This is a genomic window from Ignavibacteriales bacterium (assembly GCA_026390595.1).
GTDB lineage: Bacteria > Bacteroidota > Ignavibacteria > UBA10030 > UBA10030 > UBA9647.
In genome coordinates this window covers 272,691-298,009 of sequence record JAPLFQ010000005.1, presented here as the reverse complement: position 1 = coordinate 298,009, position 25,319 = coordinate 272,691, and the positions used below count along the sequence as shown (strand labels likewise).

Here is a 25,319-nt window from a genome sequence, read left to right as displayed (position 1 = left end):
TCACCCTGCAGCGATGGTACGGTCTGAGAAGTACGAGAATTATCCTCTGGATAAATCTCTCAGCAAGGGTGGATGGCACTGGGTTTCAGTAATAAAACTCGGTTTCAGCGGAGGCAGTATAGAACTTTTTGCCGGGAATGTCAAGCTGTCGCACCAGTCTTCTCAAGAAAGTACGGAAGGGATTGGCGCAACGCAATGGAAATTCATTACCTCTGTCGATTCTTCCCAATTGCGCAGACAATGCGAGTTTATTCGTTTGGAAAAATCATTAGATTAGGCAATTCTCGCAGAAATCGATACTCAGGGTGTTGATATCCACCCGGGAGGCCCTCGTATGAACTCCGCACAGAAATCAATTTTCGGTTCTTTCGCGACCTTTCGACCCCTCGTAGTCTCTTTTCTGCTCTTTGCCACAGCGCTTTCGACTCAAGCCCAGGTTTTCCATGGAGGTTTGAATTTCCTCGTCGGTCTTCCGCAAGGGGCCTTAAAAGAAAATGGGGACCGGGCCGGTGTCGGCCTCACCGGCAACATCGGGCTGGCGCCCAGGGACTATGCATTCATGATCGGTCTTCAATTTGGCTACATGAACTATGGAACCGAGAAAAAGCGGGAGCCCTTCAGCATAACCATACCTGACGTAACAGTGGACGTCGCAACCGAAAATAACCTCGCCCCAGGACATCTCTTCCTCCGCCTTCAGCAGAACAGTGGTTTCTTCCGACCGTATCTTGAAGAGGCCGTCGGGGGCAACTATCTCTTCACGAAGACAACCCTTCAGAACCAGGGAAATGGGGGCGAGGAAGTGGCCAGTTCAACAAACCTCGACGACTTTGCTTTTTCCTATGGTGGCGGCGGGGGCGTCCTCATCTCCATCTACACGAAGAATGACGCGGAACCAGAGGGGGGGCAAACCGGAGTTGGGAGAAATTCTTCTTGATCTCAGGTGCAGTTACATGGCCGGTTCGCAGGCCGAGTACCTGAGAGAAGGTTCGATCAGAAGGGTTTCCGGCCAGGTCGTTTACGATATCAACAAATCCAAGACAGATCTCCTGATGATCCAGCTCGGTCTTGAATTCAGATTCTGAGATTCCACGTACCGATTACGCGCCATGCATTCACACCAATCTCACAACGTGACCTTCCGCCGATACAACGGCGGCAGTACGGGCATTTCTGCGCGAAGAGCCTGGTGTGCCGCGGTCGCTCTTGCACTCTGCTGTCTGGTCTTCATGCACTCCGCCTCAGCTCAGTCCTATGTGCTCTCCGGAACTGTTCGTGATGTTTCCACCCACGAACTTCTTCCGTTCGTGACGGTCTACATCAAGGGTCTCGCTCTCGGCACATCAACCGACGATCGTGGTGCATTCAAACTCATGCTCAAGTCCGGTTCGTACGATGTGCTCACCAGTCTGGTTGGCTACAAAACGGAAACCAGACATGTCGAAATAAGAGACAAGAATCAGGTACTCGATGTCAGGATCGTCGCCACGGACATTCTGCTGCAGGAAGTCACGGTGTATTCCAGCGCACCCGGGCAGACATCGCAGGCAGATGGCGGCGCGCTTTCCCTCCAGGGTCGCCACATTACCGAGACGACGACGGTGATCCCTGATGTTTTCCGGTCCGTGCAAACGCTTCCCGGCATATCATCGGATAACGAGTTCAGCGCAAAATTCAATGTCCGCGGCGGCACACCCGATGAGAATCTCGTTCTCGTCAACGGTGCACTGGTGTATGAACCGTTTCACGTCAAGGAAGCGCCAAATGCGAGCATCGGGATTTTCAATACCGACATGATGAGGAAGGTTACACTCGTCACCGGCGGTTTCAGCGCAAAGTACGGCGACAGGATGAGCGCTGTGATGGATATCGAATACCGCGAAGGAAGCCGTGAGCAGTTGCAGGGGGCCGGAACCCTGAGCATGACAAATTTCGACCTCCTCCTTGAAGGGCCAATGACCTCAAGTGGCTCGTTCATCGTGGGAGCCAGGAAGAGCTATGTAGAGTACGCGATGTCCCTGATGGGCATTGACGAATCCATACGCCCCTCCTTCTATGATATCCAGGGAGTCCTCGCGTATTCGCTTTCGCCGAAGGACAAACTCCAGTTCGAGTTCATCCATGCGGGTGACGCATTTACGCTCGAACCACAGTCAACGCTGGGCGGGCCGTTTACCTACAACGGCCAGTACAAGGGAAAACAGGCTGCGTTCCGCGAATCTTCGACCTCCTTTGAAGAAGAAAGCGCTCATTACATCAGCAATCTTTTCGATGTTCAGAGCACGAACTTTCTCTCGTCAACCGCTTTCCTGAAAAGCGAGATCTCCTATTATGAACAGATCGACGAGGAAAACAGCTACAATTCCAACACGTTCGCACGCGATATCAGTTCGACCCCCAACTATTTCTATCGCTCAAACCAGGAACATCTTTACTCAAACGATTTGAGGATCAGGACGATTGAATTGAAGAGTGCCTTCGAGCTGCAATTGACCCCTTACTATGAGCTCAATTGCGGCGTCAGCTACCAGTCGATCCTCTTCAACCAGCAGCTTGTCGATCGCCGCATCATCGACGAGAACATGAACACAACACGCTACCCCGACACAACGAGAACACACCGGGTCGATAGCGCCGTCGATGCGGCCAACGAGAACATCGAAGCGCGCTCATTCAAGCTGGCGTTGTACAACGAGCACGTCGTTCAGGTGAACGAGAAACTTCTCCTCAATCTTGGCGGGAGGCTCGATTACTTCGGAGTAAACAGGGACCTGAACCTGAGCCCGCGGCTGAATGTTGCGTACCGGTTCATTGACCAGACGACCCTCCGCGCTGCGTGGGGTTTCTTCTACCAGTCTCCGATCTATCGCCAGCTTGCGTACTCGGCCGCGTCGGATACAAACACGAAAGCGCAAAAAGCTATCCATTATCTTCTGGGTATTGAACATGTGTTTCTGTTCGACCCCGGAGCGGGCACGTCGCTCACCATCAAGATCGAGGGCTTCTACAAGCTGTACCCCAACCTCATTTCATCATCGCGCACCAGCAGCGGCCGTATCACCTATTCACGAAAAAACGACGCAAGCGGTTCCGCACGCGGGCTTGATGTCTACCTCGCAGTCAGCCTGGCCCGTTTCTACGGATGGGTAAGCTATGGGCTCCTTGATGCGCGCGAAGACCTGCTCACAGACAGGATCGGAGAATACCCGCGGTTCACCGATCAGCGGCATACCCTCTCGGTTGTCGGCGAATGGGATCTCGGAGGCCGGTGGAGTTCAAACCTGCGCGTACAGTACGGAAGCGGGTATGCCTACACGCCGTCCGTTTCTCAATTCAACACACAGAAGTCCCAATGGGAATGGATTCCGGGGTCCAAGAACAGCGCGACGCTTCCCGCTTATCGCCGGGTTGACATCCGCCTCGGAAAGGAATTCGATGTTGCAGGGCTCTTCGCTTCCGCCTTCTTTGATGTCAGCAATCTTTTCAATTTCACCAACATACAATCCTATCGCTACCGGTTCAGCAGCAACGGTAACCCCTATGTCGAGGAAATCAAGCTCTGGCCGATTCTTCCGACATTGGGCATGACCGTGAAGTTTTAGTCCTCCCTTCTGAAAAGGTACGCCTCGCCACAAAGACACCAGGACACAAGTAAGAACGCAGAGAAGAAAGATATTTCATACTCTTTCGCGCCTTCGTGACTTTGTGATTGCATCTTCCGATCGTTCTTCGAAGGAAACTAAACATCCCTCTTCCCGTAAGAGGAAAAGGGTCTTTCTTTCGTCCAACGCCCTACGTTCAACGTATATCCCTTGTCAATTCAACGCGCATCACTTTTTGGAGGCACCGCCATGAAACGAACGGCTTATGTACTTCCGTTCATTATCGCTTTTTTCGCGTCTCCCCTGTTTGCGCAGGGAGATCTCCTCACTGAGATCCGGCGCGTAGGAGCCTATGAAGTCAAGAACGACGGGTTCGTTCTCGAATCCAACCAGGATATTACCATCCATGCTGTCGCGGCAACCGACCGCTATCGCGGCGTCGGCACTTCGGCCTGGATTCTTGACAAAGCCACGCGCACCGTGGTGTGGAAACTCAGAAGCGCAAAGCAGCATACCCGAAGCCGCAACCTTGCCGACTACGATGACGTCGTTCAACTCCCCAAAGGAGAATACGAAGTGTACTATGCCGCGTACCCCGAACCGTCCGGCGGAGTGGAAAGCTTCAGCGACTTCATGGAACTTCTTTCGAGCAAGATCTTTGACGGCCGCAGCCGTGGCCGGGAATACAATGATCTCTCCATCACTGTTCACGGACACGGAAAAGCAGTTGGGCGCGAAGGGGTTGACCGGTGGCAGCAAGAACTGAAGAAGACCGCGGTCGTCTCGCTGACCGGTGTCTGGGACAATGACTATGTGCATCAGGGCTTCGCCCTTGAAAAACCGACCGAGGTCACGATCTACGCGCTCGGGGAAAACCAGGACGAAAGCATGGACGACTACGGCTGGATTATCAACGCGAAAACCGGCCAGCGGGTGTGGGAGATGAACGATCGCAATCTGAAGAGCGCCGGAGGGGCGGGAAAGAACAGGATGTCGCGCGAAACCCTCCAACTACAGGCGGGACAGTACGTTGCATACTTTGTCACCGATGGCTCCCACTCATACAGAGAATGGAATGCGCCTCCCCCCTACGACCCATCCTTCTGGGGTTTGACGGTGTGGGTGAAAGACGAAGCGCAGCGAAAGTACGCAAAGACGTTTGAGTACAAACCCGCAGAAGAGAAGAATGTCATTGCAGATCTCAACCGATTGGGTGATCACGAATCGAAATCAAAGCCGTTCTCTCTCAAAAAGGGGATGGACGTTCGTATCTATGCCCTCGGAGAAGGCCGGGACGGGGAGATGTCCGACTACGGATGGATCGTCGACGCCTCGACGCGGAAAAAGGTTTGGAAAATGACATTTGACGAAACCAGTCACGCTGGAGGGGACAAGAAAAACCGGCTCGTGGATAAGGTCATCCATCTTGACAAGGGGAGTTATGTCGTTCACTTCGTAACCGACGGCTCACACTCGTACCACAACTGGAATTCTTCATCCCCCTTCGATCCTGAACACTGGGGAATCACCCTCAGCGCGGTCGGCGATCCGTTTGATCCCAACGATGTCACCGCGATCGAAGAACGTGCTAATTCTCCGGCGGTAGCCAGCATACTCCGTGTCGGAAACGACGAGCGGCGGCGAAAGGAGTTTACGCTTTCGAAGACGAGCGACGTGCACATCTATGCCGTTGGCGAGGGGCGCGATGGCGAGATGTATGACTACGCGTGGATAGAGGATGTCAATTCAGGAAAGACGGTTTGGAAGATGAAGTATCGATCGACAGATCCTGCGGGTGGAGCATCCAAGAACCGCCTGTTCGACGGATCAATCTCGCTTCAGGCCGGCAAGTACATCGTCTTCTATGAGACAGACGACACCCATGCGTACGGCGACTGGAACGATGCGCCGCCTGATGATCCGGAGGGATGGGGGGTGACGATCTCGCTTGACAAGAGATAGGCGCTGTCGACAAAAGGCGCGAAGAACAGCAACCGTCGTTCTTCCACAGATTATCTGTCGAAGGTGACTCATGTCCGACAGTTCAACTGTCGGACAGCAGCCTGAGAAAAAAAGGCGGACAGCGATTTGTCTGCCTTTTCTATTTGCACACTGCCCGGAAGACGCGCATAAAATTCTCGCCAAGGATTTTCCGGACATCCTGCTTGGAATATCCCCTTTGAAGAAGCGCTTCTGTTATTGCGGGGAACTTCGTAACGTCTTCGAGGCCAATTGGTGTTGTTTCAATTCCATCAAAGTCTGAACCTAAGGCTACATAGTCAACGCCGACGAGATTCCTAATGTAATCTATATGCTGCAGGACGTTTTCCAGCCTCGCGGTTCCAGAAGAGACAAGAAACGTCGGATAGAACACAACACCGATCACCCCGCCGCGTTGAGCGACGGCCCGGATTTGCGCGTCTGTGAGATTACGATAGTGATTGCGCAACGCAGCGGCCCCTGAATGTGATGCTATGATCGGGTTCGTGGAGGTTGCAAGAATATCGGTAACCGTCTGCGGCCCGACGTGCGACACATCGATAATTATCCCGAGTGAATCCATCGTCCGAATTACTTGCTTTCCGAATTCACTGAGCCCGCCTTTGGTCCCACCGGCGGCATCCTTCGCAGAAACAGCCCACGATGTACTGTTATTCCACGTAATCGTCATCACCCGCACGCCCGCATTGTAAAAAGCGATCAGGTTATCCAATTTCTCTTCAAGGCAGTGCCCCCCCTCCACAACCACAATGCCGGCAATTTTCTGCTGACGGTTGAGCGCGTCGATGGAATCTGCTTTGGTTACCAGCTTTATATCCTTCGCGTTCCGGCTCACCTGGCCTTTGAGCGTATCAAGAAAGCGCATTGCGGTTGAGTAGTGCCTTGACGCGGCTGTATCGGGTGAGATCCAGATTGAAAATATCTGCGCATCCACTCCGCCGTCACGAAACCGTGGTATATCGGATTGAGGGTCGCCGTTACGGACAACCGTGTGCCGGTCCGCTATCTGATATGCGAAGTTCTTTCCAGCGATGAGCTCCATAAGGTCATTATGCAGATCCACGACAAACGCCCGGTCGTGGACGCTTTCCAGCCCGAAATCAACGCGGGCGGAATCGACAAACGCGACCGTGACTGTATCGGGTTCGTAGACCATCGACGAAGCGACAATGCGGCACGAATCGATCGCAAACGCCGATGCGACGCTATACGACATACGGGTGGACATGACAGAAAGGTTGGTAAGGCCGACCGAGTTGCCGCGATCGATCTGCACCATTTTCTTCGTCAGGCGCTCGCCCCCCATCTCAACAGAATAGAAAAGGACTCCAGCGCTCCCCTTCGCTTTCCAATCGATCGTATAGCTTCCCTGCTGGAGACTGTATTCTTGAGCATCAACCAATTGTCCAAGAATATTGTGCACAGTGATGCGGACGTTGCCGGACTTCACAAGGGTAAACGGAATCTTCGTCGAAGGGTTAAATGGATTGGGATAGTTCTGCTCGAGAGAAAACGTCTGCGGCAATTCTCCCTGACCGGTGATTCCTGTTGCCGGGATGCTGACCTGCCATTGCCCCTGCGCGTTCGTGGTGGTTGTCGTCAGAAGAATTCCTGACCGGTCGAAGACCTGGATGCCGGCCGATGTGATGGGCGCACCCCGATGACGATCGCGCACTGTGCCAAGCATGGTCCTCCCCCCTGCCTGGAGGAGTTGGCACGCGCTCACAATTGTTAACATTACCAGAGTGAGTTGCCGCGCTCGTGCAAGGGGGGCAATAAAAAGCCCGATGGGGCCTTGTGCCCCACCGGGTGTTTTCAACGTGCACACACCTCTATCTTCGATCACCGCGCCTCGGTCAACACTTAGAAAGAAATCCCAATCGAGAGCTTCTGCACCGACGGAAGGACTTTGAACTTCTCATACGAATAATCGAACCGCACATCCTGACCGAGGAACTTGTCCCCTTTGAATCCCACCCCTGCCGCAAACGACTCGTTGTCATAGTTCATCTTCAGGCCGCCGCGCACGACGAGGAAATCATACAGCAGCACTTCGCTGCCGAAGCAATAATGCTCAATGTTGTCGTTGGGATGAATCAGGTCGGCAATGAACCGGACGCGATATGCCTCCGAGACAATCGGCTCCATCGTGAATGATGCGCGAAACGTCACGGGAAGCGGGACCCGGGCAAACCCCTTTTGAATGTTGTTGTCGCTGTAGTCATTGTAGTTGCCTTCCAACGGGTCGAGGTCCGGTCCGAAGTTTTGAAGCGTGAGGGCCAGATGTGATCCGAGAAAGCCGAGGTCGTAGCTGCTGCCGATATCGAAGGCAAGGCCGGACGTGGAATGATCAAAGTACGATTCACGGACCAGCTTCGCCTGCATACCCATAACGAGCTTGTCGGTGATGTGCCGGGCAAACGAAACACCGAGAACGGTGTTTTGAATCGAGAATGTTTGTCCTGTGCCGTTCTCCGAGTCGATCGTGGTGATTTCCTCTTGTGCGCTGAATCCGGTCAATTGTACTCCCACCACACCGATATCCTGAAGACGGTAGGCGGCGGCGAAGGACACCATGTCAATCCCGGCGAACCATGGCACGTACGTGAACGCCATGTCGGCCTTCTGGATGCCTTCGATGCCGGCGACGTTCGTATAGAGGGCCGAAGCATTGTTCACCACAGACGCAGCTGCGTAGCCCAGCGCCGAGGCGCGGGGATCAAAATTGATCTTCAGCAGTTGCGCGCCGCTGGTGCCGACCTGCCCAAACTGCTGGGCGGCAAGGGGAACGATGGCAAGGAGAGTGAGCAGAATGATTTTTTTCATAGGGCACCCCTAGCGCATGATGACAAATTTGCCGGTGTGAGTCCCCGCCGACGATTCGACAACATAGATATACACTCCGCTGACGGTTTCCTGATTGTTCTTTGTGGTGAGATCCCACTCCGCAACACCGGTGAAGTTGCCTGTGATGCTGACATCACGGCTTTGATAGACGATATCGTTGCTGTGAATTGTCTGTACGAGATCTCCGGCGAGTGTGAAAATGGAGATCGTCGCATCAGCCGGCAGATTGATGAACCGCAAACGGTTCACCCATGGATTTGTTTCGATCGGATTGGGATTGTTGAAACGGCTCGAGCCCATGAACGGATTCGGGACCACCTTGATGCGGTCCATGCTAGCCCTCGGAGGCGCGTTTGCCATATAGACGCGCGTCGTCGGCCTGCCTCGGCCAATATTGTTCTCTAGCCGCCCGATGCCCAGAAGCGTATCGCCCTGATCGAATGCGGTCACGGCGTATGTATAAATCATGCCGTTGAGTACTCCGCGATCGAGAATCTGGTACACTGTATCTTTTCCATCAAAAACACTCGCCGGCGGCCAGCTCTTCACGAAGGGCCGTCCGAACCAGAGCGAGTCTTTCTTCTTGTCGATAGCGTTGTTCTTGACATAGACTGCAAGCGTGTCCCAAAGAGGATTACCTCCCGCGTCCTGACGCACGGTCTTGTACACGGCATATCCCGCGAAGTCTTTCGCAGCTGTCAGAGGGTCTATGCTTGCTTCAGCATTTTTCTTCCACTGGATCGCCACGGAATTCTGGCCGTTGTCCGTTGTTGTCTGGATCACATACTGAGGTTCATCCGGTGCCGCCGGAGCTTTGGAATAGTTGCCGTCGAACATATTCTGGGCAACCTGCGAGTTCTTGACCATTCCGCCGAATCCATATCCGAGGGTCCACGCAACCACGATATGGATCGAGTCGCCTGCGGGGATCGTAAACGGACCGATCGCCATGATCGCCCGATAGTCTTTTGTCTCGGTTGCGTTCGGCGCGATGCCGTAGCCTTTCATGAACTCGTACATGGCCTGCGATGTGGTCGGCTCAAAGAACCTGTACGATGGTGTTCCCATCGTTGGCTGGCCTGTATAGGTGCCGACGAAATGGCCTCTGTCCGCATGGATCAACCTGACGCCGACATACCCGGGCGAGCGCAGCACCCCCGTGACTGGATCGGGATTTCCGGTATCGTTTTCGGGGGTCGTCGGATTATCGCCATCCCACAGATACACGGTTTTGTTTGCTGCGTCGTAGCCCGCAAGGTCGTCGAGATCCCAGTAGTTGCCGTCTGTATTCGATCCATTGAACCCGGATACGTCACAGTCCATTCTGAAACCGACATAGACACCCTTCAGAGTTCTGGTGACGTCGATGGTGCCGTCCTTGTTGACGTCGTCGCCGATGTTCTTTATCCAGTAGTCGCTGATGATGAAATCATCATTGTATGACTGATCCCATGCGTAGGTACGCTCGGTGACCTCAACGCCGAGATTGACGTGGACACCGGTCGGGCTGGGCGGATTTACGTCCGTATAGCGGGTATACGTATCCTCAGCAGACAGCGAACCATCCGCGCGACGCTTCACCTGAATGGTATCAAGCGGCACAAAATGGTTGCCGTCTCCATAGGATGTGTAACCGATCGTGTCAATGACGGCACCGATCCAGATGGACGTGCGCCATCCATACACGTTGCCGCTCCCGCCGGGCCACTCGAAGTTCGGCTCGGCGTACGTGTTACCCCAATACCCGTTGTTGGTAATCATGTTCCAGAGGGCGCCAACCTTGTGGTCGAAGGTTTTCTTTGGCTTCTGGACAAGCTTGTACTGCGCTTCGCTTGCCGTTGCCCCCAGGAAGAGTACACACAGAAGTATGGTGAGTTGTCTTTTCATCGTGCACCTCAGAACTGAAGTTCAAAGCCGAGACGATATGCTCGCGGTCGCGTCGTGGTTTGCGGATCATGGTACGGGCCTGATGGATCCCCGGTCTGTTCGTACGTGGCGATTCCTTCTCGACCGCCCGCGATGTAGGAGACATTCGTCCAATTGAAGAGATTCCGCGCCTCGACGAGCAGCGAGAGTTCGAGATTCGAGACCGTAAACGATTTCCGGAATCTCATATCAACGTTCTTCGCCCACGTGAGACGCCCATCGTTGCGCAGGGCGAACAGCGGGAACACGTCACGAGTGTTGCGGGTGTACGGGTACCCCGACCGCACCAGCAGTACCAGGTCGAGTTCCGCATTCCCGATGAGTCTCTCGATTGCTCCTGTCGAGCGCAGGAAGATGTTCGCATTGATCCTGTGCCGGAGATCCCAATCGAGAGGATCCAGGCGCCGGGGAACAATTTCTCCATTGCTGCGGTAGACCGATGAAGAACGTCCGTTGGCGAACGAATAGCTGTAGTTGACCATGCCGCCGACAGCCCGGCCACCGACGGCCTCGAGCGTGAATTCAATGCCGCGTACGTTGGCATAGTCGAGATTGACGTAGGCCTGAAATGGTTCAGCCGATCCCGGAAGATCGTAGTCGGCCGCAGCGATCTGGTTTGTGATGTCTTTGAAATATCCGGTGACGTCCAGTCTCAGGAAATCCGAGAAGAGGTGTTCCCACCCTATTTCGTACGACACGGTCTTTTCGGGCTTCAACCTCGGGTTTCCGAGATCGACGTTCGTGGTGTATCTGAAATCGAGCTTCATGTTCTCATACAGGAAGCGGAGGTCGGGGCGCTGAAAGAAGTGACCATAATAGAAGTGAATTTTGTCGCGCTCCGTAATCGGATGCGAAATGCCGATGCGGGGACTTACCTGCCAGCGAGGGTCGACCTTATCGCTGGACGTAAGGCTGGCACGGCGGGCCGGGTCGGCCAACTCGGTCGGGTCCAGAGGATACAGAACCGCCGAGCCGAAACCGTTGGGGTTGTAGTAATCGAAACGGAGTCCTGCGTTCAGAATGAAACCATCGCGTACCTCGATCTTGTCCTGGACGTAGAGTGCGACGTCATACAAGTCCTGTGCCCAGACGTCGAATTTGCGTGCGAGTACAGACTCAAACGTGACCTTTTCGACATCTCCCTTGTTCCAGTTGAACTCCATGCCCCCCTTCAGAAGATTTGATGAATTGAGCTGATTGGAGTAGTCCACGCGCATCGATGCTGTGCGCGAAACCTGATTCAGATACCATCCCTCATCTCCTGTGTAATACCAATACCCTCCCTCGAACTGCCTGTCTTTATAACCAGCAGAAGTGCCATTGTACACCCAATTGAGGTCCGCACCCAGGTTGCCGGTTTTCAACTGGTCGTTGGCGTTGCGGACGACCTCGTTGAACCAGGAGGTGAAAAGAGACAACTTGACGTCGAGGAATGAGTGATTGTCGATTGTCTGCGACAGCGAGAGGCTGATGTTGTAACTGTTTTTGACAGGCCACGAAATGTGGTTCTGCATGCCTGACTGGTAGAAATTCTGGACATTTGTGTACACTTGTCCTGTCGCATCGTACTTTGCAGACTCCGGTGCCTTTGCGTTCTTGTAGTTCTGCGGATCGGGCACGAATATAAATTGTTGAAGATATTGGACACCCGATATCGTTGTAAGTTGCTGGTACTTGTCCAATTCATATCCTTCACTCAACGGACCGTATCTTGAATACCGGTGATAGTACGAATTGTCGAGGGACCATGATTTCAGGCCGCTCAGCGTCACCCTTGTGCCGGGGCTATTGTAACTCAGTTTTGTCTGATACGCTTCGTTATAGAAATCCTCATGGGCCAGAATGTCCCTGGTCTGAAACGCGATGTCGGCGGATCCCGTCAGCGAGAGCGTTGCGTTGCCGATCGTAACACTCGGTGCGCTGACATAGGCCTCGTAGTTCTTCCAATCGGCTTGACCCTTGCCATACGCGTTCGGGCGGTACTCGATTTTGCTCCACGGAAAATCCGATGTACGAACGCGCAGTTTCGCGCCGAACTTCGACGAACTCTTGGTGATGGTATTGACAATACCCGACTGCGCGTTTCCGTACTCGGCTTCAAATCCGCCGGTCGAAACCTGAATTTCCGATACGCTTAGCTGGGGAATGTCGATCGCGAAGCCCCCCGTCGTGGTTCCGCTGTAACTATTCACCGCGCTCTTGATTGCAACGCCATCCACAAGGAAGAGCGATTCGTTGAACCGGCCGCCGCGAAAATGGCTGCCACTGACGCCCGCCTGCATGCCGACAATTTCCCGGAAATCGGTCACCGGCAAGGCGTTGATCGTTTCCTCTTCGATGGTATGTTTTGTGGATGTCACATCGGGTTGAATGGGGGGACGGGTTGCGACAATGATGACTTCGTTCAACTGGACGTCTGCAGCATCCAGGCGAAAGTCTATTGTCGTTGTCATGTCGAGCATGACTTTCACGTTCGAGACAGTCTTCCCCGTATATCCGATCATCGACGCACGAAGCGTGTAGGTGCCCACGGGGACGTTGATGATGAAGTAATTTCCATCGACGTCGGTCGCCGCACCGTACGATGTTCCCACAATCTGGATATTAACCGAAGGGAGGGGCTGGCGAGTCGCAGCATCAACAACTCGTCCGGCTATTTTTCCTGTTGTCCCGGCCAGCGCAAGCTGGGACGCGAGAAGGAAGAGACAAAGGAGCCTTTTCATGGTTTCCTCACATACTATGGAACGAAGTGAATCGAGGAGAAAGAAGGACACGGAAAAATTGCTGGTCGGGCGCAGAGACGTGCACAGAATACCGAAGAGGCACAGCGCACAACCATCCGGTGTAGAAACCGATCGAAGCGTCTCTTCCTTTCGGACGTGAGCTTGATCCCTGTATGCCCGGTTTCTATGAGCGGGCCCGTGTCTCGGCGCAGGATTGCAGAAGGAAAGTAGCCATCTCTTGGAATGAAGTCAAGCCTTTGTTGGCGAGCCGGGGGATTGCAGGTGCTGACTCAGGCAGGTGATCGCGCGAAGCTCTTCTCTTCACGCAATCCCGATTCGGCGTGTATACAAAAGAGCGGGGGCCCATCGCCTGCCTGGCGATGAGCCCCACGATGAAACATCTTGGGTGTAACGCCCGCTCTAATTCAGTTTCGCGAACTTCACCGCTTCGGGCAGCAGGGTTATTGCCTTCTGGAATTGTGGATCGACCTCAAGCATGACGCGATACGAGCCAATATTTCCCCAGAATGACCGGGCAACCTCCGCCCTCAAGCGCGCCTTGACAAAGAGCATGTCCTTTTGAAGATCCTTTTCCTCAACCTTCACCCCCTTCGTGGTAACAAATGTGCGGAAATCCTGCAGCATCTCGTCTGTGACGACAAAGGTTTTGACAAATCGCTGCACATCTTCTCCGTACGTGGAACGCAACGCCTGTCCGCGTGTGTCAAGCCAGGTGGTGATGAACTGGTAGAAGACGTCGCGCCGCTGGAGGTTCTGCATGAACTCCGTTGCCGCTGGCGGCTTCACAATGTAGTCGGGTGAGATGCCCCCGCCGCCATAGACCACACGCCCTGCGTTCGTGTGAAACACGGGGCGTCCTGAATCGGCTTTGGCCGTCGCGTCCTTCTTGTGCTCCAGGTTGTCTCCCTCCTGCTCAACCCTGTCGAACGCTTCCCTCTCATACTCTGATTTGTCTTTCCCGGTGTATGACCGTTGGATGAGCCGGCCGGTCGGCGTATAGTAACGGGCGATTGTCAGTCGAAACGCCGACCCGTCGCCAAAAGCCCATTGTCGCTGCACCAATCCTTTGCCGAAACTTGTCTCACCAACGATGAGCCCGCGATCCCAGTCCTGAATTGCGCCGGCGACAATTTCACTTGCGCTGGCGGAAGCATGATTGATCAAGACAATGAGGGGCAGTTGTTCGTATTCCTGACCGCTCGTAGCGGTAAAGCTCTCTTCCAGCTCTGTGGCGCGGGCCTTGGTATACACAATCTGCCGCGGCTTTGACTTCGAGCCGGCATCGAGGAACAGATCTGCCATCCTCACCGCTTCTTCCATGACGCCGCCGGGATTGTACCGGAGGTCCAGGATGAGACGCTTCATACCCTTGCTGCGGAGGTCACGCATGGCGGTTTGCATTTCCTCGCTGGTTTTCGTGGAAAACTTGTTCACGGCAAGATACCCTACTTCATTGTTGATCATGAGGGCAACATCGATGCTGACGATGGAAATCTCCGCTCGTGTAATTTCATACACGAGGTTCTCCGGCACGCCCGGGCGAACAATCGAAATTTTCACTTTGGACCCTTTTGGACCGCGGAGACGTTTTGACGCCTGATCGGATGTGATGCCGATTGACGTACTGTCGCCAATCCGGATAATCCGGTCGTTCGAGAGAATTCCAAGTTTCGCAGCCGGCCCTCCCCCCATGGGTTCCACAACGAAAATCGTATCATTCAGTGCGCGGATCGATAACCCGACTCCCTGGTAATTTCCCTGCATTTCCTCCGACGCCTTTTCAAATGCTTTCGGCGGGAAATACACCGAATGCGGATCGAGCTGTCCGAGCATACCGGTAATTGCGCCTTCGGTCAGCTTGCGTGTTTCCACGGGGTCGACATAGTATTTGTCCGTCAGCACGAGAATGTCCTGGAACTTCTTGAACTGCTCGTACATGTTGTCCGCAGAGATAAGGTTTCTTCCCTGGAATCCGACCAACATGCCCGCGAGCATCACCGCGGCAACAATCCACACTGAGAACTTCGTTTTCATCGCGAGACCTTTGTTTGTTGAACAACACCATCCATATCTATCAACGCCTGTAGTTCGAGGCTGGTTCCTCGTTGTCGCTTTTCAATGATAATACCTGCGCGGACTCATCAATATAGCCATAAATGCGGCAAGAGGGAAACGGTCAAGAGATCCTGACCTGACTGACAATAAAAAGAATCCCCGGGGACAGGCCGGGGATTGCACATGCGGTTGATCTTGCGGAATTTAATGCGGCAACTCCCGAATTTTCACGCGCGCATCGTCTGCGGCCCTTCCGCTTGGCACCATCGAAAGATATCGTTGATACTGTTCCCGTGCGAGCGCTTTGCTCCCCATAAATTCATGGAGCTGAGCAATTCGAAACACCAGCGGAGTACGCGATGGATCTTTTCCGAGGGCGTTCTGGAACGCTGTTATCGTTTCCGCATACATTCTTTTTTGCTGATAGGCCCGGCCGAGCTGATAATGGCTCTCTGCCTGATCCGGTGCCACTTCAACATATTTTTTGAACATCGTGATCGCGGCGTCGATCTCGCCGAGGTCGAGATAGTAATTTCCGAAATGATGATATGCCTGCCAGGACGCCGGCCGGGAGTAGATTGCCTTCTTGTAGAGATCAGCGGCTCTCTCGCTCTCCCCCTCTCCTGCATAGACACCAGCGTGCGCCAGCATTCCCAAATAGGAATCGATTTTTGAAATCTCGGCTGCCTGTTCGTGTGCTTTTTGATAGCCTCCCCCAAGAATCCCGGGAGCGTAGACGTAATAGTTCACAAGTGCCTCGCGGTACGCCGTCGAACCTGGATCGCACTGTACAGCCAGTTCAAGCTGCGCCTTCACTTTTGGCGCAAGAAATGGCATGCGAACCAGACCGGCAGACTGGAAATTCGCCATGTACGCTTCCGCGAGCATGTAGTGGTACTCGCCGTTTGCCTTATCAAGCTCGACGGCCTTTTCCAGATGTTCGATCGCCCTGTCAGAGTTCGAGGGCTCGTGCATGTTCTCCAAACCAAGCCTGTAGTGCGCGTCAGCCATTGTGAGATCTCTGACCGGCCCACTGCTTTCGAAGCGATTCTGTTCAAAAGACTTACGCTGCGGCGTTTGAGACTGTGCGGGGACACCCGGCAGAAGTACCAAGCAGGCAAAGACAAGAAGTTGTGCAGCGGTTTTCCAGACAGACGTCGAATCCATTTTCGCTTTCACCAACTCATGAATATCATTCATGAGATACGATTTCCAGGGAAGATTGTTGCGGAGCGGACACCTCAAGAAACTCAGGAGGCGACCATCGGTATGACCATGGCCACTTCCAGCCCCTTGGGCGACCTGTTCGAAAGCATAAACCGGTGATTTTCGCCGTACAGCTGCTCCAGTCGCTCGCGTGAATTCCTCAATCCCACTCCTTCATGGACCGGCAAGCCGTCTTCCATGATCAGGCCCGGTCCGTCGTCCAAAACTGAAATCCGAAGCGATCCGATGACCTGCCGCGCAGAGATTTCGATGCTCCCGCCGCTCGCCCTTGGGGCTACCGCATACCGGATGGCGTTTTCCACGAGCGGCTGCAGGATCAGGTTCGGGACTTTACAGTCCAGCACATCGGCGTCAATATTGATTTTGACCCTGAGACGGTCACCAAATCGCGTTTGTTCAATCTCCAGATAGCGCTGCAGAAAATCTATCTCTTCGCGCAGCGCCACTTCCTGTACACCAACATTGTGGAGTGAATACCGCAACAGATCGCCGAGCCTGGCAAGAACGCGATCCGCATCGTCCACATTCTTGTGCATGAGCGAGGAAATCGTGTTGAATGTGTTAAAAAGAAAGTGGGGGTGGAGCTGCATTTTCAATGACTGGAGCTGTGCCTGTGTCAGCTGCGTCTTCAACTGCGCTGCGCGCACTTCGCGTTCCCGGAACTTCCGGTAGTACTCACGCCCGTACCCGATCCCGAGGATAGCCCAGTACGTGAGAAGGTTGATGTGAAAGTACACGACAAACGTGTGCTGGATTGCCTTGAATGCCTCATACAACTGCAGTCTGTCGGGGCTGAATGACTGAACGACAATTTCGGCAATGAGAAGTTGGATGCTTGAGAGGAGCACGCTTGTCGGGAGATGGACTGCCAAGGAAATCGTCCTCGAACCGCGTTCGAATCGAAATCGTCTCCCAAGCCACAGAACCAGCGGGGCGATACACGCCCATATATAATAGAAGGACAGGTTGGTCTTCAGGGCGAGGTCCCACGTCACGGGTGTCCGGAAAACATACCGCCCCCAGAGAGCGGATTCTGACGCGAAGAAGAGTCCGGTCGCAGTCCAGACAAGGAAGTACGAGATCCATTGTACCCATTTGCGCTCGAAGAGCCCCTCTTTTCTATCGATACGTAGTGGTGTGTGTCCCATGGGATCAGGCTATGAGTGTTTTGAGTTCTCTCTGCAGTTGCTGCCACGTACGAAGCGCGTGTGATTCCTGCGTCTTGAGATGACCAATTACCATTCGAATGGTATACCGGTCGCCAAGTTTTGTATGCGAAAGAAAGGTCTCGCGGCTCCCGTTGACGGCGTTGATCAGGTCGTCGTTGAGCTTGCTGAGAGATTGTTCTGTATCCATTCCTTTGGGGTGAGCACGGAAGCACACAGCACCGAAATGAACCGGCGCCAGCACTTCGAAGTCCGGATCTGCTTCAACCCAGCGCTTGAACTCCTGCGCGAGGCGAAGATGTTCGCGGAGCCTGGCAGCGAGGCCGTCCCATCCGAAGTAGCGGAGGACAAACCAGAATTTAAGCGCCCTGAACCGTCTGCCGAGCGGGACTCCGAAATCCATGAGATTGTGGACGACATCGTCGTGTGCTGTGCGAAGATATTCAGGGACAAGTGAAAACGCACGCCGCAAGATGTCGGGCTTTCGGGTGTAGAGCACGCTGAGGTCGACGGGGACGAACATCCATTTGTGCGGATTCACCACAAACGAATCAGCCCGGTCGCACCCCTCTAGAACATAACGTTTCTCCGGAACGATTGCCGCGCTTCCGCCATACGCCGCATCAACGTGAAGCCAGAGGTTTTCTCTCTCACAGATATCTGCAATTGCCGGTATAGGGTCTATGCTGGTACACGATGTCGTACCAACCGTTGCCACGACACAGAAAGGACGCATTCCGTGGCGGCGATCGTCCGTAATGGCTTCTGCCAGTGCCTCGGGCCGCATACGGAACTCGTCATCCACGGCGATTCGTCGAATCCCATCCATGCCGAAGCCGAGCGTGATCACCGCTTTCTCGATTGATGAATGTGCAAAATCCGAAAGATAGACACGGAGCTTCGGAAGGTCTGTGCGTCCCGACATTCCATGCTCTCTTGTTTTCAGATCCGTCAACGATTCTCGTGCGGCGGCAATCGCGTGCATCGTGCTTGTCGACGCGGTGTCAAGAATCATCCCCCAGTATTCCTTCGGTAACCCCAGCATGTGACGCAGCCAGCCAAGGGTCACTTCCTCCAGTTCCGATACGGCGGGACAGGATTCCCACACCATTCCGTTTCCATTCAGCGCTGCGCTGAGCAACTCACCGAGAATTCCCGGGCTGCTGGAAGACGAATTGAAATACGCATGAAATCTCGGGTGGTTCCAATGGGTCACGGCTGGCATGATCAGGCGGTCGACATCAGCAAGAACTTGTTGCATTGGCTCCCCTTGCTGCGGGGGAAGAGCGGGAAGCGAGCGCACAAGATCACCGGGGCTTATGTTTGACCGCACCGGTCTTTGTTCGACTGTGTCCAGGTAGTCGGCCACCCAATCAACCATTTGATGGCCGAATTTCCGAAACTCTTCCGCCGGCATGTCGCCAAGCGCACCTTGTGGGTGCTGCGTATCGGCGTCTTTATTCACAGAAGTATCCATCTCTATATATGGAGCGTTTATTGTTTTGTCTTGGCCGCCTCGGGCGGCAACGGGCTCGTGACCTCGGCCACCAGTTTCCATCGGTTTGATGCATCCCGCTTCCAGGCGTGGAGGTAATATCCCTTTTCATCATCGGCAGGGTTGGGGCTATTATTGACGGTGTAGCTGCCGTACGAATATCCCAAATCGCCTGCTTCTGCTACTCTTCCATCAAGTGGTTCCCACTTTGATAGATACGGCTTGTTCGAAAAGTACGCTTGAATTGAATCGATTCCAACGACCAGGTGTGATTTTTGCCGATAGATGCGCGCTTCCGTGTTGAGGTTTTCCTCAAAGGCCTTTTTTGTTCCCTTTTGCCGGGTCGTTTCCAGAAATCTTCCTTCTGCAATCATCAGGCTCGACTGTTGTTCTTCTACACTCATGGTTGCCGCGGCGGCTTTGCTTCTGACTTCCGCTGGTGAACAGAGAATTCTAGGGCCGGTAAATGGCCCAGGCATCTCCGTTCCTACATCAAACACTACCTTCCATTCTCCCGTTGGTTGTTTCTTCCAAAATGAAAAATAGAAACCGTAATAGGTGGCGCGTTTGGCGGGACTGTGGTCTGTCCACACCGAAGGACCTGTCGTATAGCCAAGATCTCCGCTCTGCGAGACATCTGCCCAGATTGGGTCCCATTCAAGCGTTGCTTCGGTTGGGTTTTTGGGGAGCGGAACGTTCTTCATCGCTTCTTTGTATTTCACGGGGTGGGGACGGAAGACAATCGCATCATCGGTGAAATACATCATGAATGATGGACGCGCTCCTATTGAGATGCTCGTCTTCGCAAACGCACGTTCTGATTCCACAAGGGACATCAGCGAGGCATTGCTGGTCCGTGTTTGTCCTGTACAAATCGACGTCAGAACTGCCGCGGAAAAAAAGAAGACCGCACTTCTATTCATGAAGCCCCCTTGGTTTTGTAATACCATAAGCAGCCCGGAGATAAGAAGCAACAAGGCCCCCGAGAATTCCCGGAGGCCTTGTCTGTACGGCCATATCACATAGACCAGGTGCTGCCCGATCTCTCTATTGAATATTGAACGGCGAGACTCTGCTTCGGTTTGCAGCCAGCACTTTGTTCATATCCCACAAGATCGTCACCGTCGTTCCCGATGTTGTGAACCGTCGCATTTCGTCGGTCGCCGGGATGTAGTCAGGCACCACAACCGTTGTGCCCGGGCTGCCCGGGGTGATGTTCGGGTTTCCGTCGATCTGTCGTTGTGTCACTGGCAGGCGGATGCCGAGATCGATCATCCGACGTCCTTCCAGGAAGAAGATCTCCTGGCGGAGCAGGTAGAGGGTTCTGAAGTGCGAGTACACAGACGACAAGGTATCGACCATTGCTGTTGTCACACTCGTTCCCGATGTAGAGTAGATGGTAACTATGGACGCGCCGCCGCGCTTCTGAATCAGTCCTGCGATCGCCGGATCGCTGGCATCCGATTTCACTACCATGGCTGCATCGTTCGGATGCCCGGGTCTCGTATCCTTGTCGTTGTACGTGACCGTCGCCCGTCCTCTTGCGGTGGTGATGGCGTTCTTCATGTACGTTTTCGTACCCGCCAGGTCTCCGTTTGCCAACGAAACCTCCGCCAGTATGAGGTACGCTTCTTCGGCTTTCAACACGGGAACCTGGGTCCCGTTGGTATTGTACTTGGGATCAAGGAAATCAAGCCGGGGGAGTGGCTGGATGTCGTTTGTCGACCGACCGACCATGGCCGCGTACGTTGTCGACGTCAACTGCGCCGGGTCGTACTGCGCCGCGAACAAATATGTTGATCCGCCGAGTGCCAGCGCTGCGTTCGCTTCCGCAACAGCGTTTGCCTTGTCTCCGAGCATCCGGAACGTCCGGGCCCGGGCCATCCGGCAGTTGGTCTTCATGGCTGTCTGTGTGGTTAGATTGAAAGCAGTCTGGAATTGGTCGTTTGCCGTTTGAAGCGCCTGGTGTGCTGTCACCGCCGGCCCTTTCTCGGTGATGGGGAAGTTCGTGAACCCCTCCCCAAGAATCAGCAATGCCATTCCCTTGTAGAAATAGACTTCCGCTTTCTGGTCGTTGCTAGCGAAGATGTCCCCCGGCAGAATTGATTTGATCCCGAAGTCTGCGAGGGCGTTCACCTGCAGCGCGTTTTCGTACATCGGGCCATAGGTGAATGAGTTGCCCGAGATCGTCCTTGGAAACGACAGCGTGTTGTCATAGAACGAGGTCCTGTTGTCAAGGTTGTCCGATACTAAGTCGCCGATGAACGACGAGATCCCGATCATGTTGGAATAATACCGCCGCATGCCGGTGACGAGCGACGTTGTCCCGCCAACAGGGTTTTCGAGCAGGTTGTCAGACGTGATGGCCGGGTTCTCCACCTTCGATGGATCGACCAGGTCACACGCCGCCATAAGAATGACGAGCAGGGGAACCATCATCCTGACTGCAAATCGTTTTGTAAACTTTATTTTCGTACGCATAATAAGTCTCTCCTTTATGTGAAGTACCAGTCGTTATCCGGTTAGAAATTGAAATCGAGTCCGAGGCGGTATTGACGGGGCGATTCAACTGTTGCGCCAGCTATACCTCCAACTTCGATCGTCGTGCTTGGAATGAAACTGGTCTCCGGATCAATATTAGTGACCTTGATGCCAAAACTCGCCACGTTGCGTACGCTTGCAGTAACCGACAACCCATTTACTAATCCGCCGATGATTGAGCGGGGCACCCTATAGCGAACTGAAATCTCGCGAATCTTGAACCAATCACCCGGTTCCACAAGAACCGCAGAGGCTGAATTCCGGTTGTAGGGCGTGCTTCCGGCTTCGACTTTCGGCACCAGTGCGGTCTCCGTCGGATAGAGCGCCGGGTTGGCAAGACCGTTTACGATCCTGCGAGAAAGTGATTGATTGAGAATGAAATGTCCCCACGCTCCTTCGAACAACCCGGAGATCGTGAGGTCTTTGAAGATGGTGACATCGGCGCCGAAGGAGATCGTGTTTTTCGGAACAGGCGAACCGACATAGACTGTGTCAAACTTTCCGCGATACACACCGTCGGCCTCAAGCCGCGGTTTGCTGACACGGATAATCCCTACTTCTTTCCCCTCTTCCACGCGCTGGGGAGCAAACGAAAAGCCCGCAACTGTAAATGGAGCCGCGCCGCCGAGGCTGTTCACTCTGTTCTTGAGCGTCGTATAGAATCCGCGCAGGTTCAACTGGAGATCTTCATTATCCAAAACGACAGCTCTCGCGCTAATTTCAAATCCCTCGTTGAAGATTTCTCCGACGTTCCTTCGCTGCGTCCCCAGTCCCGCGGCGGGATCTTCGGTCACAGTGAACATCGCGTCTTTCGTGATCTGCCGGTACCATGAAAACTCGACTGAGATGCGGTCGTCCAGAAGTCCGGCATCGAACCCGGCATCAATGGAGGTCGTGTTCTCCGGTTTCAAACTCGTGTTCCCCGGGTTGCCAAAGGTAAGCGCCGACTCGTTGAAGAAGATGTTTGACAGGAACGTCCTGTCCCGTGTGAAGGGGGGCGGAAAGGTACCAGTCTTTCCCCATGAAGCCCGAACCTTGAAACTGCCGAGATATGGCTTGAGCATATCGGGATAAAAAGACTCTTCGGACACGTTGTAGGCGACGCCGACTTTCGGATACGTCTGAATGCCAATGGCCGTTCCGAAGGTGGAGTTGCCGTCAAACCGGACTCCAACGTCAAAAAACAATTTGTTCCAGAGACCGATTTGATCCTGAGCGAGATATCCGTAACTGAACAACTCGCGGTTGCTTTCCAGTGCCGTGACCACCGACGCGTTGTTGAAGAGCTGCGTCCCGGGGATCCTGAACGTTGTCCCCGTTCCGTTTACTTCGCGGTCATCGATCCTGAATCCCTGTGCACCGACGATAACCCGCTGCGTGACGGGTCCCACGTCCGGCACTTTGAATGTCGCCGTGTAATTCATGGTGATCGTCTTGTATTCACGATCCGATCGTGACAACAATCCGCCCACGGTTCCCCAGAACGCGCCCTGTTCGATCGGAACAAACTGCCTGTTTTCGTTCTTGCGGTAGTCAACGCCGAGCGTCACCTTGTTGTCCCACCACGCCAATGGCGTATAGGTGAAGTTTGTTGAAAAGATCCAGCGGTTGATGTTCTCTTTCCATTCTCCCAGAAGGTGTTGGTTGAACAGGCTGTCCTTCGCCGCCTGATTGTTGAGGAGGTCAAACGCGCCTTCAATTTCGAGGTTTGAAAGAAGCGACTGGCTCGAGTTGTCATTCGAAAGGACACCATATTGGTCGTGTGTGTAGCTCGCCGACACTTCCACGCTGGCAAGATCGGAGACAACGACCCGCAGACCTGTCGAGAGGTTGTAAAGTTTCTCAGACAATGCATCCTGCGTGACGACGCCCTTGTTCTCCGACATTTTTCCGGATACGTTGTACGTGATCACGTCGCTTCCACCGATCGCACCCAGTCGATATCCCTGATACATGCCGGTCCGGAAGAATTTGTCTTTCGTCATGTCGCTCGACCAATCTTTCATCGGCTCCACGTCGGTACCGGAAGTGACATTAGCACTCCATCGGATGGCTCCGGGCACCCCTTTTTTCGTGAATACCTGGATGACACCGTTCGCAGCCTCTGCGCCGTACAACGTTGCCGCTGCGCCGCCTTTGATCACTTCAATGTGATCAATATCGCCGGAGAGAATGTCCGAGATCGACGAAGAAAGCTGACCGCCGGTTGCGTTTGAAAGACGTCCCTGAAGATTGTTGTCGACGCGGACGCCATCAACGTAGATCACCGGCGTTGGCTGGCCCAAGGCGGACTTGATGCCGCGGGTCATGATGCGGGCGGACGATCCAGGGGCGCCGCCGGGTGAATATGCCATGAGACCGGGCACGCGGCCTTGCAGAAGCTGATCCACGGATTTCGCGGGGCTGAGGTCGATATCCTTGGACGAAATTGATTCCACAACCGAAGGCAGTCTTTTCTTCTCCGTGGCAACGCCCTGACCGGTAACCACGACTTCGCCGAGCTGAACTGCTGTCGCGACAAGGGCAAAGTCCAGCGTGGCTGTTTCACCCGCCACGACTTTGACCTCGCGCGAGAGTTCTTTATAACCGACGTAGCGGGCGCGCACCGTATAGGTTCCCGGCGGCACCTGTTTGATAATGTATTGTCCCTCAAGATTCGTGGAAGCGCCAAGGCTTGTGCCAACCATGAACACGTTGGCTCCAATGAGCACCTCTGCTCTGCCCGTTTCTGATACCGACCCGCGAATTTCCCCGGTCTTCACCTGAGCGTTAACCTGCGATCCCGCCAGACTAAGCAAGACGACCAATGCGAGCAATCCGGCGACGAGACGTAGGAGCAATTCTTTCATAATCTCTCCTTAGTTAGTGATGATGAATCGTTGAGTTAGTGTGTACTGAAGAAAAACGGGGTGAAACTCACCGATTGGGGCAATCAGCGCTTTTGAGTGAATTTACATACGTGGCCAACAGGGAAGAAGCAGAAAGCCATGAAGCGGCCTTTTTCGCTTGTGAGTAAACGCTGGAGACTGATGAATGAACGCGCGCGCGAGCGTTCTCGTGACCAACCGTCAAGTTTTGGGAACATCGACGAGGGGCTGCGGTTTCTGCAACTATTCGGGCATCTTGAAATGTGATTTGTTATTCACGGTCAGCGCTGCGAAAACAGCGCTCCTCATGGTGGGAAAGAAACGGTGGAACGGAATGGATTTCTGCGAGACGGTGCTCGTTCACCACGGCTTTGGGCCGGCGAGTGTCTTCCTTCAAAAGTTCCGTGCTGAGTCTGTGCTCTTCGGATTGTCATTTTTGGCAATGCGCGATCGCCATCTTGACACTGCAAGTCGGCAGAGCGGTGGGAACAATACCGGTGCACAAAAAAAACTCGTCCTTCGCAGTTGATTCCGAGCATTTCATATATTAAAATCTCGAAAGTACCGGTTCGTCACACCTTCACACTTCTTGGTCTCAATCCGGTTGCATCGGCGTCCGGCCGTCGGCGGATTGATTGTGGCGGGTGACGGGCGGTCTCGTTTTTAGAGTATTTCTGCACCTGAACGGCGGCCGTGTTCAGGTCTTCGTTCACGGTTTTACGAGAGCACCGTCTCGTCCTGGTCCCAGAGAATCACCCTGCTGTTCGCTACGCGATACACTTCGCTTGTGTGGTGGGGAGCTCTGTCGTTTTTTTCAACCAACAACCCGGCTTCATGTTGAAGCATTC

Annotated in this window: 17 protein-coding genes; 5 read left to right on the top strand and 12 right to left on the bottom strand. The window is 54.0% G+C overall.

The genetic code is table 11. The features are described 5' to 3' along the window. Positions 1–334: 334 nt before the first annotated feature. The 4 genes from NTU47_01850 to NTU47_01835 all read left to right on the top strand — a co-directional run bounded on the left by NTU47_01850 (position 335) and on the right by NTU47_01835 (position 5,564). Entirely contained in the window at positions 335–937 is a 603-nt protein-coding gene (locus NTU47_01850; protein MCX6132532.1) for a hypothetical protein, read from the top strand. A 16-nt stretch (positions 938–953) separates the two neighbouring features. Beyond that, the gene (locus tag NTU47_01845; protein MCX6132531.1) at positions 954–1,085 is read left to right on the top strand and encodes a hypothetical protein; all 132 of its coding nucleotides are present in this window, start codon (positions 954–956) and stop codon (positions 1,083–1,085) included. Between the two features lie 24 nt (positions 1,086–1,109). Next, positions 1,110–3,602: a TonB-dependent receptor gene (locus tag NTU47_01840; GenBank protein MCX6132530.1), complete on the top strand. Its 2,493-nt coding sequence runs from the start codon at positions 1,110–1,112 to the stop codon at positions 3,600–3,602. Between the two features lie 249 nt (positions 3,603–3,851). Further along, entirely contained in the window at positions 3,852–5,564 is a 1,713-nt protein-coding gene (locus tag NTU47_01835; GenBank protein ID MCX6132529.1) for a hypothetical protein, read from the top strand. A 139-nt stretch (positions 5,565–5,703) separates the two neighbouring features. Here NTU47_01835 and NTU47_01830 read toward each other — a convergent pair whose 3' ends face one another. The 11 genes from NTU47_01830 to NTU47_01780 all read right to left on the bottom strand — a co-directional run bounded on the left by NTU47_01830 (position 5,704) and on the right by NTU47_01780 (position 24,453). Then, on the bottom strand, positions 5,704–7,290 hold the full coding sequence (locus tag NTU47_01830; protein MCX6132528.1) for a membrane dipeptidase: 1,587 nt from the start codon (positions 7,288–7,290) through the stop codon (positions 5,704–5,706). A gap of 176 nt (positions 7,291–7,466) precedes the next feature. Next, positions 7,467–8,429 carry a PorV/PorQ family protein gene (locus NTU47_01825; GenBank protein MCX6132527.1) on the bottom strand — a complete coding sequence of 321 codons (963 nt, stop codon included), beginning with the start codon at positions 8,427–8,429 and terminating at the stop codon, positions 7,467–7,469. Positions 8,430–8,438: 9 nt separating this feature from the next. Further along, a complete protein-coding gene (locus NTU47_01820) occupies positions 8,439–10,337 on the bottom strand; it encodes a hypothetical protein (protein MCX6132526.1) in 1,899 nt (632 codons plus the stop codon). Positions 10,338–10,345: 8 nt separating this feature from the next. Then, positions 10,346–13,099, bottom strand: a complete 2,754-nt coding sequence (locus NTU47_01815; GenBank protein ID MCX6132525.1) for a TonB-dependent receptor — start codon at positions 13,097–13,099, stop codon at positions 10,346–10,348. A gap of 420 nt (positions 13,100–13,519) precedes the next feature. Further along, positions 13,520–15,154: a S41 family peptidase gene (locus NTU47_01810; protein ID MCX6132524.1), complete on the bottom strand. Its 1,635-nt coding sequence runs from the start codon at positions 15,152–15,154 to the stop codon at positions 13,520–13,522. A 225-nt stretch (positions 15,155–15,379) separates the two neighbouring features. After that, on the bottom strand, positions 15,380–16,375 hold the full coding sequence (locus NTU47_01805; GenBank protein ID MCX6132523.1) for a tetratricopeptide repeat protein: 996 nt from the start codon (positions 16,373–16,375) through the stop codon (positions 15,380–15,382). A 50-nt stretch (positions 16,376–16,425) separates the two neighbouring features. Continuing rightward, on the bottom strand, positions 16,426–17,550 hold the full coding sequence (locus tag NTU47_01800; protein MCX6132522.1) for a histidine kinase: 1,125 nt from the start codon (positions 17,548–17,550) through the stop codon (positions 16,426–16,428). Between the two features lie 4 nt (positions 17,551–17,554). Further along, positions 17,555–19,033, bottom strand: a complete 1,479-nt coding sequence (locus tag NTU47_01795) for a pyridoxal-dependent decarboxylase (protein ID MCX6132521.1) — start codon at positions 19,031–19,033, stop codon at positions 17,555–17,557. 29 nt (positions 19,034–19,062) lie between these two features. Then, complete coding sequence (locus NTU47_01790) at positions 19,063–19,986, bottom strand: hypothetical protein (protein MCX6132520.1); 924 nt, start codon at positions 19,984–19,986, stop codon at positions 19,063–19,065. A 124-nt stretch (positions 19,987–20,110) separates the two neighbouring features. Then, positions 20,111–21,544 carry a hypothetical protein gene (locus tag NTU47_01785; protein ID MCX6132519.1) on the bottom strand — a complete coding sequence of 478 codons (1,434 nt, stop codon included), beginning with the start codon at positions 21,542–21,544 and terminating at the stop codon, positions 20,111–20,113. A gap of 41 nt (positions 21,545–21,585) precedes the next feature. Further along, the gene (locus tag NTU47_01780) at positions 21,586–24,453 is read right to left on the bottom strand and encodes a TonB-dependent receptor (GenBank protein ID MCX6132518.1); all 2,868 of its coding nucleotides are present in this window, start codon (positions 24,451–24,453) and stop codon (positions 21,586–21,588) included. A gap of 184 nt (positions 24,454–24,637) precedes the next feature. Between NTU47_01780 and NTU47_01775 the strand changes: the two genes are divergently transcribed. Then, entirely contained in the window at positions 24,638–25,000 is a 363-nt protein-coding gene (locus NTU47_01775) for a hypothetical protein (GenBank protein ID MCX6132517.1), read from the top strand. A 188-nt stretch (positions 25,001–25,188) separates the two neighbouring features. Here NTU47_01775 and NTU47_01770 read toward each other — a convergent pair whose 3' ends face one another. After that, on the bottom strand, positions 25,189–25,317 hold the full coding sequence (locus NTU47_01770) for a hypothetical protein (protein MCX6132516.1): 129 nt from the start codon (positions 25,315–25,317) through the stop codon (positions 25,189–25,191). Between the last annotated feature and the right edge of the window lie 2 nt (positions 25,318–25,319).